Below are 17,451 nucleotides of genomic sequence, written 5' to 3'. Positions count from 1 at the left end.
AATGAATATGTATACAAAAAAAGATGGCTATCAAGCCATCTTTTTTAATGCAATTTGGCTTTCGCGGCAGCCACTAGATCGTCACTGACGAATTCGCTGGTAAACCGCTGCATCGGTGTAATTGCGTGCCGGTCCTTGTACGCCACCGGTTTAGCCGCAATCACCGCTACGGTCAGGTGATTTTCGGTCAGGAAAATCTGTCCTTCACCCTGGTATTTTCCCTTCGTATGCCTGCCAGTCCGCCATGAATGAAGCTGAAAGTCATTATCGCGCACCACGTACTGGCCGCTATCATCCTGCTCCACTGGCACACCGATATATTCTTGAACTGGATACTTTGCCTTTGCCATTGTTCACCTACTGTTTCTCGATCATTAATTCATTAGCCAGCGCCGCGATATCATCGTCTGATAATGACTTGCGTAACCAGCGCTTGCTAAGTTTCTTGCGTAGTTCATCAGGGGCCAAGTGCACCCCCGTCAACTGACCCTCAAGTTTGTGGGCGACCTTTTCATCCAACAAGTCACCGTACACCGCAACTTTAACGATCGTCTGCTTTTCAACCAGCAAGTTCAAACCGACACCGCCAGCTTCAAACTGTTTGAAACGGTAGCGGTTAAAGCCGGGATTAGCACCAAAGTTCCAGTCTACGGTCCGGTACTGATCGGCCAGTCGCTGGTCAATGATTTGCCAATCATGGTCGGTTAAATGGTAAGTCTCAATATCGGTTAATTTCTCGACGTGAAACAGTTTCAGCAATAATTGCGTCTTAAACTCTTCGCTAGTGAGCTGCTGGTATTTTGGGGCTAAATGCAGTTTGATGTTTTCGATGTCACTGCGATTAGACTTGACCCACTTACCATTGATCCGTGTCTCGACAGGATGCAATGCGTGGCTGGCTGCCTCCAGATCCATATCGTACATCAGGGTACCGCCCGCAGCATAAGCATTACCAGACTTGACCATGGTCATACCGGTAAATTTATGATTGTTGACGACTAAATCAGACCGGCCGCGCAACTCTGCATCAGTGGCGCCAAGTTCGTGCAGTGCGGCCAAAATCGGCTGGGCGAAGACGCTGTAATTACCCCATTCAGCATCATCGTCAGTGTCACCGACCACGATGTTTTCAAACACGAGGTTACCCATATCGTGGTAAACCGCACCACCACCGGAAGAACGGCGAACCAGCGAAATTTGATTCTCGCGAAGATAAGGGACGTTCACTTCAGCAAAGACATTTTGGTTCACGCCGACGATAACGGAGGGTTCGTTAATGTACATGATGAGACCGTGTCCCGGCAGTTTCAGATCACTGATCAGATAATTATCTAGCGATTGGTTAACGACTGGATCGTATATCGGTTTGCCATTGCGGCTTGTATCGATTAAAAACATGGTTGATTCCCCTTTTAACTTTGCATTTTCAGTTATAATCGTGATGTTTGAGCGCTTCATAACCCAATCATTTGATACCTACACCCCATTTTACGGTTTTTCCTGGCCGGTTACCAGCACAACGTTAAACGCTTTCTTTCTGTTGTACTTGCCGGTATAATTGAGGTACGAATAAAACGTTAAGGAGCAGATCAAAATGTCATTATGGGCAAGAATAGTAGCAAGTATTAAACGGCTTTTCGGCGGCACACCAAAGTTTGAGCCGCAGGAAAAAGACGGTGTCTGGTATCAAGAAGTTAAACCAGGCGTCATCCGTATGGGCATCACAAATCAGGCTTATGAGGATCTGGGGGACATTTCCTTTATGGATTTTTCATCACCTGACGATGAACTGGAGCCCGGCGATGATTTGCTGGAACTGGAGGGTGCTAAAGCGGTTGAAACTTTGAAATCACCAGTAAAGGGTAAAATTATCGCGCGCAACAACGATTTACTAAAGGAAACTGATCAGCTGGCAAGCCATGCCACACAGGCCAACTGGTTGGTCGACGTGAAGACGGCCTAGATTGGTTTTAATGACAAACAAAAGGCAGGCAAATTGGCACGATCCCATTTGCCTGCCTTTTGTTTGTCCAGTCAAGAACCACTGAACTCATCAATCAATCTCATGTATTAACTCCGAAAGAACTACTGATTTGAGACGCTTTCTTGACTAGCAGGTTGTTGCTGACCAGTTAAATTAGCTGGCGATAATAATCGGTCAATGAGTGCCGGTGTTAAGAGGTGCTGCTCCATTAGGAGGCTGCGCACTGTTCGACCTTCGCTGACAGCTTGTTTCACAATGCTAGTCGTCTTAACGTAACCAAGGTATGGCGAGAGTACCGTAGCAGTCACTGCAGAATGTTCAACGTTACTCAAGCAACGATTTTGATCCACTTGAATTCCACTCACGCAGTTCGTCACCAAAGTTGAAATAGCGCGTGTGAGGTAGGTCTCGCTGGCAAGAATGTCACGAAACATGATTGGTTCAAAGGCGTTGAGTTCCAATTGACCGCCTTCTGCTGCTAAGGTGACGGTCGTATCATTACCGATCACTTCAAAGGCCACTTGGTTGACCACCTCAGGAATCACGGGGTTAACTTTGGCTGGCATAATGGAAGAACCAGCTTGTTTAGCTGGTAAATGCAGTTCGGCCAGTCCTGCCTGAGGACCGCTGGACAGCAGCCGTAGATCATTACTGAACTTTGAAAGATCAACAGCTAAAGCCTTCATTGCACTGGAGAAAACGACTTCGGCATCACAGTTCTGAGTCGCGTCAATTAAATCTTCAGCCTGTCGTAATTTAAGCTGCGAAACGGCGTTTAAAGTTGGCACAATTGCTTCTTGGTAGTGGGCACTGGTATTAATTGATGTCCCAATGGCGGTTGCGCCGAGATTAACTTCGCTTAAAACGTTCTGTGTGTCGCTAAGTCGTGTCAAATCACGCTTAAACATTGACGCGTACGCCCTAAAACTGTTTCCATACGTTGTGGGTACCGCATCCTGAAGCTGAGTGCGTCCCACTTTAACGGCGTCCTTGAATTCAACTGATTTTCCATTTAAGCTGTCAATCAGATCACTCACAGTTTTTAAAAGCAGTGGTAGCTTTTTTAACATTGCCATTTTACCAGCCGTTGGGAAGGTGTCGTTAGTCGACTGTGACTGGTTAACATCATCATTCGGGTGAATTTTAATCCCCGGAAATAAACGTTCAGCAAGGTGGGCGACGACTTCGTTCACGTTCATATTAGCTGAGGTCCCTGCACTGCCCTGAATGGCTGGTGCAATAAAGGCATTGGCATACCGGCCAAGCAAAAGCTGATTGCAAGCAGCCACGATTGCATTCGCTTTCTTGTCTGAAAGCGTGCCTGCTTCTCGATTGACCTGTGCGGCGGCCTTTTTGATTTGAAGTAAACTTTCAACCAATAGGGGATTCAACTTTTCATTGGAAATCGGGAAATTTTTGGCTGCTCTTAAACTATTGATCCCATAAAGCGCTTTGTCATCAATGGCTAACTTACCAATACAATCTTCTTCAATTCGCATATGATCGCCTCACTGTTTTTATTGATGTTATTTAATCTAACATCATGTTATTGATCATATACCATTTTTCAAAAGATGCAATAGGAATTGTTTTAAAAATGAGCTCATGTTAGAACTCCAATGACTATACCAATCTTCTAAACTCCACTGATAATCATGATTAATCCGTTTTCATCAGTTTAATAAAATTGAAAGCTAATGTAATAAAACATAACATAATTTTGTTTGATTACACTTCTACTTCGATATTTTCTCTGTGGCATGACGGTGCTAGCTAGCCGACAGCCAGAACGCCTGAAATTTAATTATCCAATTTGGTTTTAAACAGCATCGTTTTCATTCACGAAGACCTCTGTGCTAAAAAGCACCCGTGCTCAACTTTCAGGCTGAACATGAGTGCTTTTAACGTAGCTAAGATCACATTTATCCGACTTTAGTCTTGATGATCCAAGCTGCTCTTTTGCATTTAGCGGACTCATTAATCATTACTCTGCATCCTTGATGCCACGGAATTGGGAATTGAAACCGTTGATTTTTCCCTCGAAGAAAGCAGACCGAAACCGATGCACCAAACGATCCCTATAATGGCTGGTACAACACTGGTCCCCTTGAAGAACAAACTAATGTAGACGATTCCAAAGAAGACGATCAATGCCGGGTCAGCTAGACGATACATCGGCATTTTAAAACCCTCTGCCATGAAATCACGCGATTTGCGGTAACGATAATGTGCCATGATCGTCAAAGCGTACACAATCAGGTAGAGGTCGCTACAAGCTGAAGTTAGGAGTGAGAAAGCATCGGAGACTGCTGGAATAACACTCAGCAAAGGTGCAATCAAAATCAGCGTCGCAGATAGTAGGATCCCTTTGGCAGGTACACCATGTGAAGACATGGACTGAAAACGAGTCATGAATTTGCCGTGAGATTCTGAAGCCAGCTGGAAGAAATGCCGTCCAGACGAATAAATCATTGAATTAAGCGATGACGCCGCAGCGGTTAAGACCACAAAGTTGATCACAGCAGCTGCCGCGCGGAAACCGATCATCGAAAAGATTTGGACAAACGGACTCTGAGTAATATTTAAACTCCGCCATGGATAGATCGTCATGATAATTGTCAGCGCACCAATGTAGAAAATCAGGATTCGGTAAATCGTCTCGTTGATAGCTTTTGGCAAAACATGGCGCGGATTCTTAGTCTCAGCGGTTGTAATACCGATAAATTCCATCCCCAAGAAAGCGAAGAAGACCATTGGCAGTGCGCCAATAAAATGATTGATCCCCTTGGGGAAAAATTGGAAGTTAGTAAAAATATTCATCACAGAAACGCTGCCAGAGTTGGTTTTAAAATGACCTAGCAGCATGAAGATCCCGGTGGCGATCATCGCTAGGATTGCCACGATTTTAATCATTGCAAACCAGAACTCAGCTTCACCAAACAGTCGCACAGCAATGAGATTAACAGATGTAAGGACAACTAAAAAGGTAATTTGAATGATCCAGCTTGGTACGTTTGGAAACCAAAAATGCACGTATGTGGCGATAGCCGTTAGCTCAGCCATCCCGACACAAATCAGGCCAATCCAGTAGGTCCACCCCGCGAAATAACCAACTTTATCTCCTAAATAGCGACTGATGAACGCAATAAAGGTATGCTGCGAAGGGTCTTGAAACAACATCTCGCCAATTGCGCGCATCATCAAGAAAAAGAAGAAGCCAACGATCGCATACACGATAATAATTGAAGGGCCCGTTTGAGAAATGGATGAACTGGCGCCTAGAAACAGACCAGTGCCAATTGTCCCACCCAGTGCGATCATTTGAACATGGCGATTTGATAAAGTTCGCTTAGAGCCATCAGCATTCATACTTGAATTTTTATCCATACAATCACTCCTTTGTTAGTGTTAATTTAATCATCAATTGAGTGAAAATGCAAGGATAAAATTAGACTTTAATTAGAAACATGATTTTATCGTCTGAATATATTAGTCAATAACAGCTTAATATAAAAGAATATTCAGACATATATTCAGATATTAATAAATCATGAGTGTTTACAAATAAACGATTAAATAGTCTTTTTGCGAATACCCTTCAAAAATGAATATGACAATTATTTTTGAATATTCATTGACTATATTCAGGTTTGTGGTAGATTAAACTTATATCTTATTTGATATGGCAACTAGATCGCTGGGAGGTTTTAGGAATGCAAGAGAGCCAATTGAATCCAGATGTTTTAAACGTTGAACCATCGGCGTTAAGAAAGTTTGATCATGAAATCAGTGCTGACCCGAAGATCGTCAAATTAACGCTTGGAGAGCCGGATTTTAACGTGCCAGAGCACGTTAAAGAAGCCGCCATTCAGGCCATTAAAGATGATCGGTCCCACTATCCATATTACTGGGGAATCCAAGAGTTACGTGATGCCGCCTCAAAATATTACGGTGAAAAATTTGGTTACCACTATAGTGCAAATCAAATTCTATGTACGGTAGGCGCCACAGAAGGGTTAGCTGCAACGTTTAAGACCCTCTTTCAGCCGGGTGACGGCGTGATCATCCCGTCTCCAGCCTACCCCGTTTACAAGGCAATGGCGGGCGTTAATCACTTAAAGCCAATCATGATCAACACTAAGGAAAATGGCTGTATCCTAACCGCCAGCCAGATTCAACAAGCCATTGACGATAATGCCGATCTTAAGATCAAAGGCTTGGTATTAACGGATCCATCCAACCCAACCGGTGCAGTTTATTCTGAGCAGGAACTGGCTGACTTAGTCCCCGTTCTAAAAGCCAATCATATTTGGGTCATCAGTGATGAGATCTATGGTGAATTAACCTATGGCGTGAACCACTACACGCTATCAAAATGGCTGCCAGACCAGACCATTATTATTAACGGCCTGTCCAAATCGCATGCCATGACTGGCTGGCGGATCGGTTTTGTATTCGGACCAACTGGCATCATGGACCAGATTGCTAAGGCCCACCAGTTTATGGTGACAACGCCGACGTCCATTGTCCAGTATGCTTCGGTTGAAGCTTTAACCCACGGCCAACACGATGCAGAAGGAATGCGTAAGATCTATGAACAAAGACTGGCTTATCTGACTACGGAACTAGACGCAATCGGCGTTTCATACGTGAAGCCCAAGGGCGCTTTTTACATTTTTGCAACGATTCCGGCAAAATGCCACCAAGACAGTTATGCATTTGCCAGAAAACTGGCTACTGACTATCACGTAGGGGTCATTCCAGGTGAGCCGTTTGGCGATTCTCACGCCATTCGAATCAGTTACGCTTCCAGTAACGATAATCTGAAGGCTTTTGTGGCGGCACTCAAAGCCTACTTAGCCACTTTTGAAACGGTCGCTGGATAAAGCCACCATTCGTCTTGTTTCTGATTGTTATTCATCACAACGCTTAATAAAAAGGTGCGCGGCCCAAATGGTCGTGCACCTTTTAGATTACCAGCAAAGCTGATGAGATTAGTTTTGGTTTTCAAGCTTTTCTGCAGCTTCATCAATCGTAGCGAAACCAGACTTGCCACTCTTTGGCTTTGGGTGCTTTGCTCGGTCTTCTTCTGCTTTTTCGATCAATGCCTTACGTTGTTCTTTGCTTAACTTGTTAGCCATTTAAATCGCGCTCCCTTTAGATGTCTGAAAATTGTGTTAGGGCTTCCTAACGACTTTATGTTATCACCATTTTACAGATTTGTTAAATTTAGGTTAGAGAGTGATTGCGTTTCAAAGTTGTGGGTAGAACTGTTTAGAATTTCTTATCCGTTGTATTTTCACTGTATTTATACCACTTCGTGGCTAAAAATTGTAGTTAATTTGGTTGAATAGGGCACTATGGTTGATGAACGAAGCCGAAAACACGCCGATATGTGAAACGAATTCGGGCACCTGACGTAGTACCCGCTCATCAAGTTCTGTGATTTTCTGGGTGTTATGTTGTGCCTGTCTCTGTCGCCTAATTTCCGCTAAAATATTAACACCATTAATCTTTAAAATACGCCAATGAATCATATTATTGGCGCCAACCGTGCTCCAGCACATCGGTCTACTTGTCATCCGATCCGCAATGACATAGCTAACCTGACCCTCCATGTTCGTACCGTGAAAACCAACCAATGCTTGGTTTTGAATAGCGCGCCAGTTTCGCTTAATATACCGCGTACTTTTCGTGAATCGTTCAAGCATCGTTTCATCCATACTATCGCCATTTTCATCCCTACGTTCATGTAATAAGTCTTTAAACAGGTGACGCTTATCTTCCATGACCCAGCGGTATAGTGTCGCTTTTGGTACGTTGAGCTCATTCGCGATCGTTGTTAAGGCCTTAAAAGTATGAAATTTATCCAATACAAACTGACTCTTAGGGATAATTGCGGTGCCTTGTTTTATCCAAGATGCACCATCTCCCGAAACAATAATTCGTTGTACGGTAGCCAGATCATAATTTTGTGACAGATAGTCTAATACCGAAAACCAAAACGTTTCCGTTTTTTGGCCATAAACACCACCGAAGGTGTGTTTATTAACGAGCTGCCGGTGACTTCGATCCACCTGCCGCCAACCTTCATGAACCACGATTAAATGACCGAATTGGATTCCCTTGGCGTCTTTATGAATATGACCTTCATCAGCCTCAATATACAGGTTTTTAACCGACCTTTGCTGGTGATTAGTCGTCAGCTCTGGGGTGTCAAAATATTGATAACGGTGGACGACTCGCATCACTCCTGCCTTACTAGTAACCAAATCAGGCATGGTATCGCAGGTTTTCTGATAGGACAAAATGGTGGCCCGATTGATGATCAATGCATCCACCTTAGTCGTCGTTCGCTGATAAGCCTCAATTTTTAATAACTAATCCAGTGGGTAACAGCGCTCTTGATTAGACACGTAGTAACGTCGATTGATCTGTAGCTCACCAATTTCAGTCACAACCTTTCTGGGCCGCAAATCATGGACTTGCCAATGCGCATGCTTCATAGGCACCATCAAATGGGTATCAATTTCCTCTAAGGCGGTCGTCGCAACTTGCTTTAACATCGTCTTGGCTTGCGCTACTAACTGTTCAATGAAACCATCTAAATCGATTTGTTGTTTGACTAGTTGTTCAACGTAGTCTAATAAGCTTTTTGCACCACTGTCTAAGATTTCCTGTATAATTTGATTCATGGGTCCCGCTCCTTTTTGTAGTAGTTTCTGGACAAAACTATTCTAACAAAAGGGGCGGGGCCCTTTTTAGGCTCCACCCACAATTACTTTACGCTATCTTAGAGAGTTAGAAATGCGGTTTGACCCTATCCGACAGCCGAAGTAGACGTGAAATTCAAATCGGCTTTCTGGCTACTGAAAAAGCGATACTAATATCTAAGAAGTGATTTCAAATTCACCACTTTTAACTTGCACATTTACCCCGATAAAACTTAATGTTTGCCACCCAGAAGGTCAATTTCAAATCTCCCAAGCAAAATATTTAACACTCAAAAAATTCAGGCTACAATAGAAAGTGTAAGGAGGAATCAAAAATGGCAGAATCAGTAGATAAGACTTTATTCATTGACTACAACATGAATGACGCTTTCGACTGGAGTGACGATGAAACACCAGTTCGTGACGCTATTTGGGATTACCTCATGGAGCAAAACGGTCATGACACTTTAAAGACTGAGGAGCAAATGAAGCCTTTCATGTCGATGTCTGAAGACGATGTTCGTAAGTACGTCGAAGACAATTTGAAGACCGCCGCGGCCAAGTAATTTTGGAACACAATTAACATTGAAACAGAAAATAAGGCTCAGCAAATTTTTGCTGGGTCTTATTTTTGTATTGTTAGCAAAATCCAATTTATAAAACCGCTTTTAGCAGAGCTTAAACGTTTTACCTAATTAGAAACGAATGAAATCTCCTGAAATTACTGGATTTATTCGTAAGTATAGTATAAAATCATTTTAAATCTAGCAAATAATTGTGCAAAGCCTTAGCAATATTCACAAAAAAAGATTGCATATACAGATTCTGCATATTATTGGTTTGCCAATTTTTTGCTAGATTTTATACTGTCAACTGTAACTCTTTTTGTAGCGGGATTTAGAGACTGATGCTGAAAGGTCAATCAAGCTAATAATTGTTGTATTTTTCAATTGTTTTTAGATTATAAGTATTCATATTTGAACTGATTTACTTATAAAAATCGGAAAATAGCATAATTATTGCATAAACTTCCTTGACTTTTCCTCATTAAAATCTTATCTTATACAAAAAGCAATTAACACCGTCCAGCGAGGCGGTCATTGAGGAGGTTATCAGATATGAAGAAGTATTTAACACTTGAAAACGGTGATCAATTTGTTGGTACCGCTGTTGGCGATTTAACTAAAGAAATCAAGGGTGAACTTGTTTTCACCACTAGCATGGTTGGCTACCAAGAAACGCTGACTGATCCATCGTACACTAACCAGATCATTACCTTTACCTATCCCCTAATCGGCAACTATGGCATTTCGCTGCATGCGAATCAATCACCAACGGTTGCCGCATCAGCCGTTGTTATGCAAGAAATTGCAACGACGGTTTTTCATTATCAAAGCGTCATGACACTGGATGATTTCCTTAAAAAATCCGGTGTGCCTGGGATAGCAGGTATTGATACTCGGCAGTTGACTAAGATTATTCGCAAACACGGTACCATGAAAGCAAGTTTGACGAATCAACCGCTGGCACAAAGCAGTTTCAATAAAGCCAAGTCAGTGGATATGATCGTCAAATCTGCTACTTTCTCCCATCCCCTGGATGAAGATCCCGATCACGTTGTCCTCGTTGACTTCGGCGTGAAGACCCACATTGTCGAATCGCTAGAAAATTTTGGCGCTAACGTCACCGTGGTGACCCCTGAAGCCACCTATGATTCGATTGCTGCGCTGCATCCGGATGGCATCTTGTTATCTAATGGCCCTGGCGACCCTGAAGACTATTCGGATTTTCTGCCCGTTATTAGAGAACTGCAAGCCCACTACCCGCTATTCGGAATCTGCTTAGGCCACCAGCTTTTAGCACTTGCAAACGGCGCCCGGACTTACAAGATGGTCTTTGGCCACCGCGGTATCAATCACCCAGTAAAGAATCTCCTAACAAATGAAGTTGTGATCACTTCACAAAATCACGGCTATGCAGTTGACATCGATTCCGTAAATGACACCCCACTAGAAGTTACTGCCATTGAAATTAATGATCAGACCTGCGAAGGTCTACGCTATCCTGGACGACCGGTATTTTCAGTTCAATACCATCCAGAAGCCGCTCCTGGGCCTCACGAAGCGACCCGACTATTTAGCGAATTCATTGATCTCATGCACACGAACGGGGGAGTACAACATGCCTAAAAGAACGGATCTAAACAAAATTGTCATTATTGGTTCCGGCCCAATTGTCATCGGCCAAGCCGCAGAGTTCGACTACGCTGGTAGTCAAGCCTGCCTCAGTTTGAAAGAGGAAGGTTACGAAACGGTGCTGATCAATTCTAACCCGGCAACGATTATGACCGATGATGAGATTGCCGACAAAGTTTATCTTGAACCATTAACCATTGAAAGTGTCACCGAAATTTTGAAAAAAGAACAACCCGATGCCATTTTACCAACGTTGGGTGGTCAGACCGGCTTAAACTTAGCTGTTGAACTAGCGAAGTCTGGCGTCCTCGATGAACTTGGCATTGAACTGCTTGGAACCAATCTTCACACGATCAATCAGGCTGAAGACCGGGAAGCGTTTAAGGCTTTAATGAAGGACCTGAACCAACCGATTCCGCCTTCGAAAACCGTTTACGACCTGCAGACTGGCTTGGATTTTGCCCATGAGATCGGCTATCCCGTAATCATCCGCCCAGCTTATACATTAGGTGGTACCGGTGGCGGCTTTGCTAATAACGATGCCGAAATGAAAACGGTTCTCAGCCGTGGCTTAACCATGTCACCGGAGACTGAGTGCTTAGTTGAAAAGAGTATCAAGGGCTACAAAGAAATTGAATTTGAAGTTATGCGGGACCACAATGGTTCGTCCATTATCGTCACTGGAATGGAAAACTTTGACCCAGTCGGCGTGCACACTGGCGATTCAATTGTTTTTGCTCCTACCCAGACGTTAAATGATAAGGAATACCAACGCCTGCGTGACGCGTCCTTAACCATTGTCAACGCCCTAAAAATCGAGGGTGGCTGCAACGTTCAGCTGGCACAGGATCCTAACAGCGAAAACTACTTTGTAATCGAAGTCAACCCCCGTGTCAGCCGTTCCTCAGCTTTGGCCTCAAAGGCAACCGGGTATCCAATCGCTAAAATTGCCGCTAAAATTGCGGTTGGCTTGAATTTGGATGAAATTATCAATCCAATCACCCAAACCACTTACGCCATGTTTGAACCCGCCTTGGATTACGTTGTGGCTAAAATTCCACGGTTTGCATTCGATAAGTTTTACAATGCTGACCGAACCCTCGGCACGCAGATGAAGGCGACCGGAGAAGTGATGGCAATCGGCAGTAACATTGAAGAGTCACTGCTAAAAGCGGTTCAATCGCTGGAGTTGGATACCAAGATGCAACAAACCCTCCTTCCCGAGGACGCAGCGGGCAAAACGCTTGCACAGCTCTTGGCAAAGATTCCAGTTGATACCGATATTCGGCTATTTGAACTGTTTGCCGCGATTGCTAAGGGCGCTACACTGGAACAATTGCACGATGCGACTCAGATCGATGAATTCTTCCTTGAAAAATTGATCAACATTATGAAAATGCAAAAGCAGCTGATGACTAGCATGTTGACTGCAGACCTCGTGCTCAAAGCGCAAAAATTAGGCTTCGATGACGACATGATAAAGGCGGTTACAGACGTTACTGACCATGAACTGGAGCAGCTGCACGACATGGCTGATCAGCACTTAGTTTATAAGATGGTCGATACCTGCGCCGCTGAATTTGAAAGCTTTACGCCCTACTTTTACAGTACTATTGGCACTGAAAACGAGTCGAAGCCACTGGGTAACAGTATCATCGTTATCGGTGCTGGCCCCATTCGAATCGGCCAAGGCGTCGAATTCGATTACACTACCGTGCACTCAGTGAAGGCAATTCAGTCTGCCGGGTATAACGCCATTATCATCAACAACAACCCAGAAACCGTTTCAACCGACTTTTCAATCTCCGACAAACTGTACTTTGAACCCTTGACCATCGATTCAGTGATGAACATCATCAACCTGGAGCAGCCACTCGGCGTGATTGTCCAGTTTGGCGGTCAAACTGCAATCAATCTCACTCAGCAGTTAACTGACCACGGTGTTAAAATTCTGGGAACAAACATGGCCGGTATCGAGCAAACTGAAAACCGGCAGGAATTTGAAGAGTTGCTGATTGATAAGGGCATTGCTCATCCGGCAGGCGACACAGCTACCAACATGGAAGAAGCCCATGAAATTGCGGATACATTAGGTTACCCGGTTCTCGTACGGCCGAGTTTCGTGCTGGGCGGAAAGGGAATGGCAATCGTTCACTCACAAGAAGAACTGGACGACTACTTGGTACCGGCTTTGAAGCACAGTCACGGGGAGCCCATTTTAATTGATAAGTACATTATGGGCACCGAGTGTGAAGTAGATATCCTGAGTGATGGTAAGCAAGTCTTTATTCCCGGAATAATGGAGCACTTGGAAGGTGCTGGCGTGCACTCTGGTGATTCAATCGCGATGTATCCGCCTCAGCACTTAAGTGAAGCAGTCAAAGCGGAAATCGTTTCGATTGCTACCAAAATCGGCGAATCCGTTCACTGTGTCGGGATGATGAACATTCAGTTTATCGTTGCTGATCAAGTATATGTTATCGAAGTTAATCCACGGGCTTCACGAACCGTCCCATTCATGAGTAAAATTACTCACAAACACTTGGCTCAGCTTGCCACTAAGCTGATCATTGGTCAGTCACTGGCAGATATTGACCTCCAACCAGGTCTCTTCCCAGAACCTGACAGCGTTTACGTCAAAGCACCGGTCTTCTCATTTGCAAAGCTGCCCGGCGCACCAACCGCACTGAGCCCAGAAATGAAGTCAACTGGTGAAGATTTGGGACATGGTGACACTTTAAGTGAAGCCCTGCATAAGGCCTTCTTTGACAGCTACCACTTCGACAGTTATACTACTGGTCCAATTCTGGTCAGCCCACACGATGCGCAAAACACCGAATTAATGGACAAACTGGACGCCAGCGGTTACCCGCATCAAGTCTACCAGATGAATCAGGAGTGGCCTGATAATTTGGCTTTCGTACTGGCCACAGAAGATGAGTCTGACGTGGCTAAACAGTTGACTGCAAGGGCACTAAGCCACGAAGTCACACTGTTTACAGCCACCGATACTGCCGCTGCCTTAGCACAGGTACCAAGTGCTAAGCAGGCTGGATAGGATAACTTTAGATTTAACCACAAAAGGGTGATTCCTCCAAACTTGGGGAAATCACCCTTTTGTGGTTTTTGATGTACACATCGATCAGAGCAAATTTGATTAAATGGTGCGCTTTCCACCGCGGCAGATCCTTGACATTACTTCAAAGTCACGTGCTTGGTCGAGGCTTTATCAAAGGCCGTGGAATCTCGGCTACTATTAGCGCGATACAGCAACGAGTTGCCTTCTTTTAACGAATTGTTTTTCTTCATCTTTTTTAGCTTATCACCTTTTTGCTGCTTCACTTCCAGATAACCAATGTACTTATCAATAATCGTTTTCTGTGGCTTGTGAAAGCGGTGTTTATAGACCGTCTTAGCACCATCCGTTTTCTTAAAGAAAGCCGATACGGGCTTGATTTTCTTGGCTCTTGGTCCCAGCTGATTGTTTTTTAACCAACTATCCGCATCCGCAAACTGATTTAAGTAACCTTCATAGTCGTGGGACCTATAAATAATTTTTTCACCCTTGATGCGGTCATTTTTCTTCACCAGTTTAACCGAATAAGACTGCGGTTTAGGAGCTTCATACCGAGTTGTCTCAATTTTCCAGCGGCGGTTCTTTAATTGTTTGATTGCCAACTGAAGCTTTTGTCGTTTTTTGGCGGATTTAACCTGACCCCTATTCAGTTTTTGCGTCAGTTCAACTTGTTTTGCTTTGCTGTTGGTATAAGCATCCTGCTGCTTTGACTGAAAATACTGTTTATCCGCCCGCTTTGCTTCAGCAATCGCGTGATTATCGGTGAAACGGTTGTAGCCCCCTAAAGAAGAGTTAACTGTGTAAACCGTCACTTTACCGTTTTGAGTCACCAATAGATATGTAATTTTACTGTCCTTTGAAACGTTTTTGCCAGTCGTTTCATACCAGATATGACGCTGATTTTGATTGGCCAAAGCTGCAAACCTGGTTGGTGCAGGTTTAACTTGGCTCTTGGCTGCTTTCTTACCGCAACCAGCTAGAGCAGTCACAAGAACACAAATCAGCGTCACCACCTTCACAGTTCTATGTTTCAAGGTACCTTCCCCCTCAAAAAAGTTCTCTAATCACAATTATCGACTATTTGAATGGGCAAATGCAACAGTTTTTTAAAGCGTTACCAAACTGTCAATGAATTGTAAGCAAACTGTATTTAACGAATTTGTGAAAACGTTTACTTTCTAATTGACACACCGTCTGCAACCTGCGAAAATTAACTTGTAGATTATCAGAACCGTAATCAGCAGCTACCAGGGAGGGATTGAATTATGATTAAAGATCAAGACTCACAAACCGCAGCACGTCAGACGCAACTCACACTATGGCTATTGGTACACGCGCCAAAGCACGTTCCCTTAACCGAATTAGGCGAACGCGTGAGCGCCGACACTGAAACTATCCGCCATGATCTGAACTGGATCTCCGACTTTTTAGCACCTTACGACCTTGTGGTGGATCCGTCAGTTGATCAGCAGGTTGCTATCCTGGGACGTGAAAATAACTTTTTCCATGCCACTCTAGACCTCTTGAAAACAATGACATCATCGACCAAACTGATCACCAGTTTTCCAATTGAAAACGCCAAGTTAGAAGCGCAACTCAGCGACCGTTTAAACGGCTTAGTTCAAACAATTCCACTTGAACTTGAAGCCCAGCAGGCAATTTATGATTACATGTGGACACTGGCAATGCGCTACCGATATGGTACCGTTAAGCGACTGCCGTTAGCCGTCTTCTTTACTCCTGGACAACTGGCACTGATCGCCCGCGAAAAGGAGATCCACCACTGGTCACAGCACACCATTGAGGTTCTTGAGGGTGATTTACCTGCCGGCCATGATATGCCGCTGATCGAAGCTTATCTATTAACTTTACGCGTTTGGTTATATTCACACTAAACGCAATCAATTCAAAATGATTTTGGCTTTCGGACGTTTAGTTAAAAATAGTCTGAACTACAATTCACTTAAAACAGGCTTTTAGAGGCAGCACTTTGGCTGTGCAATCCACCTCTTAAAAGCTTTTTTATTGGCCGATAATGCAGTGATACGCCACTTTTCTTTTGACCTTAAGTACCTGTATAATTGGGACATAACATTAAGGGGGAACGTTTATGATTACGTATCATTTCGCACAAACTGCCGAACTCGACCAGATCATGGCGATTGAAAATCAGGGCTTCACTCCTGAAGAAGCTGCTACTCGGCCAAGTATGGCTGAACGAATTGAAAAAATTAGCGACACGTTCATTGTCGCCTCGGAAGGTCACCGCGTTTTAGGTTATGTTGTGGGACCAGCTTCGAACGACCGCTATATCGCCGATGATTTATTCACCCATTTAGACGCTAATCGCTCAACGGATCGTTATCAAACCGTGTTAAGTCTGGTTGTGGAAAAGGCAGCTCAAGGTCGCGGTATCGCTAGTCGTTTGCTTTCCGAACTGGCAAAAGTTGCTAAACAGCAGCACCGTGAGGCCATCACGTTGACTTGCCTGAAAGCACTCGTTCCCTTCTACGAAAAAAACGGTTACGCCAACGAAGGCGTTTCAGCCTCCTCCCACGCTGGCGAAACGTGGTACAACATGGTCTTAGAATTGAAATAGGCTCGTAATCTGAGACCCCTTCTTTTTCAACAGAGGTTAAGCATTGCTCGGGCGCCACTCCGGCTTTTATTTTGTAAAATCTCATGAATAAGTGCCAATCGATTTCAACAGCATTTGAAATTGATTGGCACTTATTCTGCATTTAACAGTTATTTTTCGAGAAAGCTCAGTATCGCTGGTTATAAGACCAAAGATAATACCGGCCGTTAACCACGCTGATTCTTGTCACACTGGTGTTGTCAGGTTCAGGTAACGTCATTGGATCAGCTGGCCTTAGAGCTGCCATAGCAGCCGCTTTAACCGTAAAGCCGTGAGTGACTACGATGAACTTGCCGTTTGGTCGCCGGTTAACATAGTCAGCCATAAAACGGCCAACGCGATCCACAACACTTTGAAAACTTTCACCCTCGGTCGCATACTTGGTATAGCTGGGCAGTACGTCATGAAGGACCGGGTCAAAAACGTCACCGTACTGTTGCTCAAGGTCAAGATTTTTCAGTCCGTCCCATTGACCGTATGAAATTTCCAGTAACCGCTCGTCCACCGTTTCTGGCAGTTTTGCGGTTTGATTAATGATCGACGCCGTATCACGCGTTCGTTGTAATGGACTGACCAGCAGTTCATCGGCAAAGTCCACGTTAAATTGGTCGTGTAAGTGCTGTGCCTGCTGTTGGCCCTTCGCATTCAAATGCGTGATCTCAGAGTTAATGGTGCCCTGTTTTAGACCAAGCGCATTCGCCTGAGTCTGTCCATGACGAATAAAGTAAAAATCGGTCATACCCACTGCCTCGTTTCTGTCGTTTTCAATCATTGTACGATATCTGGCGCTTGCATGCATCAGAATTTTAGGCAGCAAATTGGATATCAAAATAGTCATACTCGCA

14 protein-coding genes and 1 pseudogene are annotated in these 17,451 nt (G+C 44.2%); 7 read left to right on the top strand and 8 right to left on the bottom strand.

Annotation, left to right across the window (positions count from 1 at the left end):
* Nucleotides 1-44: 44 nt before the first annotated feature.
* A complete protein-coding gene (locus GM612_RS11020; RefSeq protein WP_155432409.1) occupies nucleotides 45-350 on the bottom strand; it encodes a DUF7671 family protein in 306 nt (101 codons plus the stop codon).
* A 7-nt stretch (nucleotides 351-357) separates the two neighbouring features.
* The gene (gene lplA, locus GM612_RS11015; protein WP_155432408.1) at nucleotides 358-1,398 is read right to left on the bottom strand and encodes a lipoate--protein ligase; all 1,041 of its coding nucleotides are present in this window, start codon (nucleotides 1,396-1,398) and stop codon (nucleotides 358-360) included.
* 196 nt (nucleotides 1,399-1,594) lie between these two features.
* Here lplA and GM612_RS11010 point away from each other — a divergent pair, with 196 nt between their 5' ends.
* On the top strand, nucleotides 1,595-1,963 hold the full coding sequence (locus GM612_RS11010; RefSeq protein ID WP_155432407.1) for a glycine cleavage system H family protein: 369 nt from the start codon (nucleotides 1,595-1,597) through the stop codon (nucleotides 1,961-1,963).
* Nucleotides 1,964-2,085: 122 nt separating this feature from the next.
* Here GM612_RS11010 and GM612_RS11005 read toward each other — a convergent pair whose 3' ends face one another.
* Nucleotides 2,086-3,483 carry an aspartate ammonia-lyase gene (locus tag GM612_RS11005; RefSeq protein WP_155432406.1) on the bottom strand — a complete coding sequence of 466 codons (1,398 nt, stop codon included), beginning with the start codon at nucleotides 3,481-3,483 and terminating at the stop codon, nucleotides 2,086-2,088.
* Nucleotides 3,484-3,961: 478 nt separating this feature from the next.
* The gene (locus GM612_RS11000; RefSeq protein WP_155432405.1) at nucleotides 3,962-5,371 is read right to left on the bottom strand and encodes an amino acid permease; all 1,410 of its coding nucleotides are present in this window, start codon (nucleotides 5,369-5,371) and stop codon (nucleotides 3,962-3,964) included.
* 326 nt (nucleotides 5,372-5,697) lie between these two features.
* Between GM612_RS11000 and GM612_RS10995 the strand changes: the two genes are divergently transcribed.
* Nucleotides 5,698-6,870 carry an aminotransferase class I/II-fold pyridoxal phosphate-dependent enzyme gene (locus GM612_RS10995; RefSeq protein ID WP_155432404.1) on the top strand — a complete coding sequence of 391 codons (1,173 nt, stop codon included), beginning with the start codon at nucleotides 5,698-5,700 and terminating at the stop codon, nucleotides 6,868-6,870.
* A 108-nt stretch (nucleotides 6,871-6,978) separates the two neighbouring features.
* Here GM612_RS10995 and GM612_RS12240 read toward each other — a convergent pair whose 3' ends face one another.
* Nucleotides 6,979-7,125, bottom strand: a complete 147-nt coding sequence (locus tag GM612_RS12240) for a hypothetical protein (protein ID WP_173021270.1) — start codon at nucleotides 7,123-7,125, stop codon at nucleotides 6,979-6,981.
* Nucleotides 7,126-7,308: 183 nt separating this feature from the next.
* Nucleotides 7,309-8,679, bottom strand: a pseudogene (locus GM612_RS10990) (ISLre2 family transposase).
* Between the two features lie 353 nt (nucleotides 8,680-9,032).
* On the opposite strand from GM612_RS10990, the gene GM612_RS10980 reads away from it, so the two are divergent.
* From GM612_RS10980 to carB, 3 genes are all read left to right on the top strand, one after another.
* A complete protein-coding gene (locus GM612_RS10980) occupies nucleotides 9,033-9,263 on the top strand; it encodes a P8 family protein (RefSeq protein WP_155432401.1) in 231 nt (76 codons plus the stop codon).
* A 552-nt stretch (nucleotides 9,264-9,815) separates the two neighbouring features.
* A complete protein-coding gene (locus GM612_RS10975; RefSeq protein ID WP_155432400.1) occupies nucleotides 9,816-10,886 on the top strand; it encodes a carbamoyl phosphate synthase small subunit in 1,071 nt (356 codons plus the stop codon).
* The gene (gene carB, locus GM612_RS10970) at nucleotides 10,879-13,950 is read left to right on the top strand and encodes a carbamoyl-phosphate synthase large subunit (RefSeq protein ID WP_155432399.1); all 3,072 of its coding nucleotides are present in this window, start codon (nucleotides 10,879-10,881) and stop codon (nucleotides 13,948-13,950) included. The genes GM612_RS10975 and carB overlap by 8 nt, the downstream gene beginning before the upstream one ends.
* Nucleotides 13,951-14,087: 137 nt before the next feature.
* Here carB and GM612_RS10965 read toward each other — a convergent pair whose 3' ends face one another.
* Complete coding sequence (locus tag GM612_RS10965) at nucleotides 14,088-15,002, bottom strand: hypothetical protein (protein ID WP_155432398.1); 915 nt, start codon at nucleotides 15,000-15,002, stop codon at nucleotides 14,088-14,090.
* A gap of 231 nt (nucleotides 15,003-15,233) precedes the next feature.
* Between GM612_RS10965 and GM612_RS10960 the strand changes: the two genes are divergently transcribed.
* Nucleotides 15,234-15,863 (top strand): hypothetical protein, encoded by a 630-nt coding sequence (locus GM612_RS10960; RefSeq protein ID WP_155432397.1) that lies wholly within the window; start codon nucleotides 15,234-15,236, stop codon nucleotides 15,861-15,863.
* A 218-nt stretch (nucleotides 15,864-16,081) separates the two neighbouring features.
* On the top strand, nucleotides 16,082-16,567 hold the full coding sequence (locus GM612_RS10955; protein WP_343031901.1) for a GNAT family N-acetyltransferase: 486 nt from the start codon (nucleotides 16,082-16,084) through the stop codon (nucleotides 16,565-16,567).
* 166 nt (nucleotides 16,568-16,733) lie between these two features.
* Here GM612_RS10955 and GM612_RS10950 read toward each other — a convergent pair whose 3' ends face one another.
* Nucleotides 16,734-17,345 carry a histidine phosphatase family protein gene (locus tag GM612_RS10950; RefSeq protein ID WP_155432395.1) on the bottom strand — a complete coding sequence of 204 codons (612 nt, stop codon included), beginning with the start codon at nucleotides 17,343-17,345 and terminating at the stop codon, nucleotides 16,734-16,736.
* Nucleotides 17,346-17,451 lie beyond the last annotated feature (106 nt).

Origin of the sequence: Secundilactobacillus folii (assembly GCF_009720675.1) — a bacterium.
Taxonomy (GTDB): Bacteria; Bacillota; Bacilli; order Lactobacillales; family Lactobacillaceae; genus Secundilactobacillus; species Secundilactobacillus folii.
The sequence above is the reverse complement of the archived record's forward strand: the minus strand, read 5'-3'. Positions and strand labels throughout refer to the sequence as shown.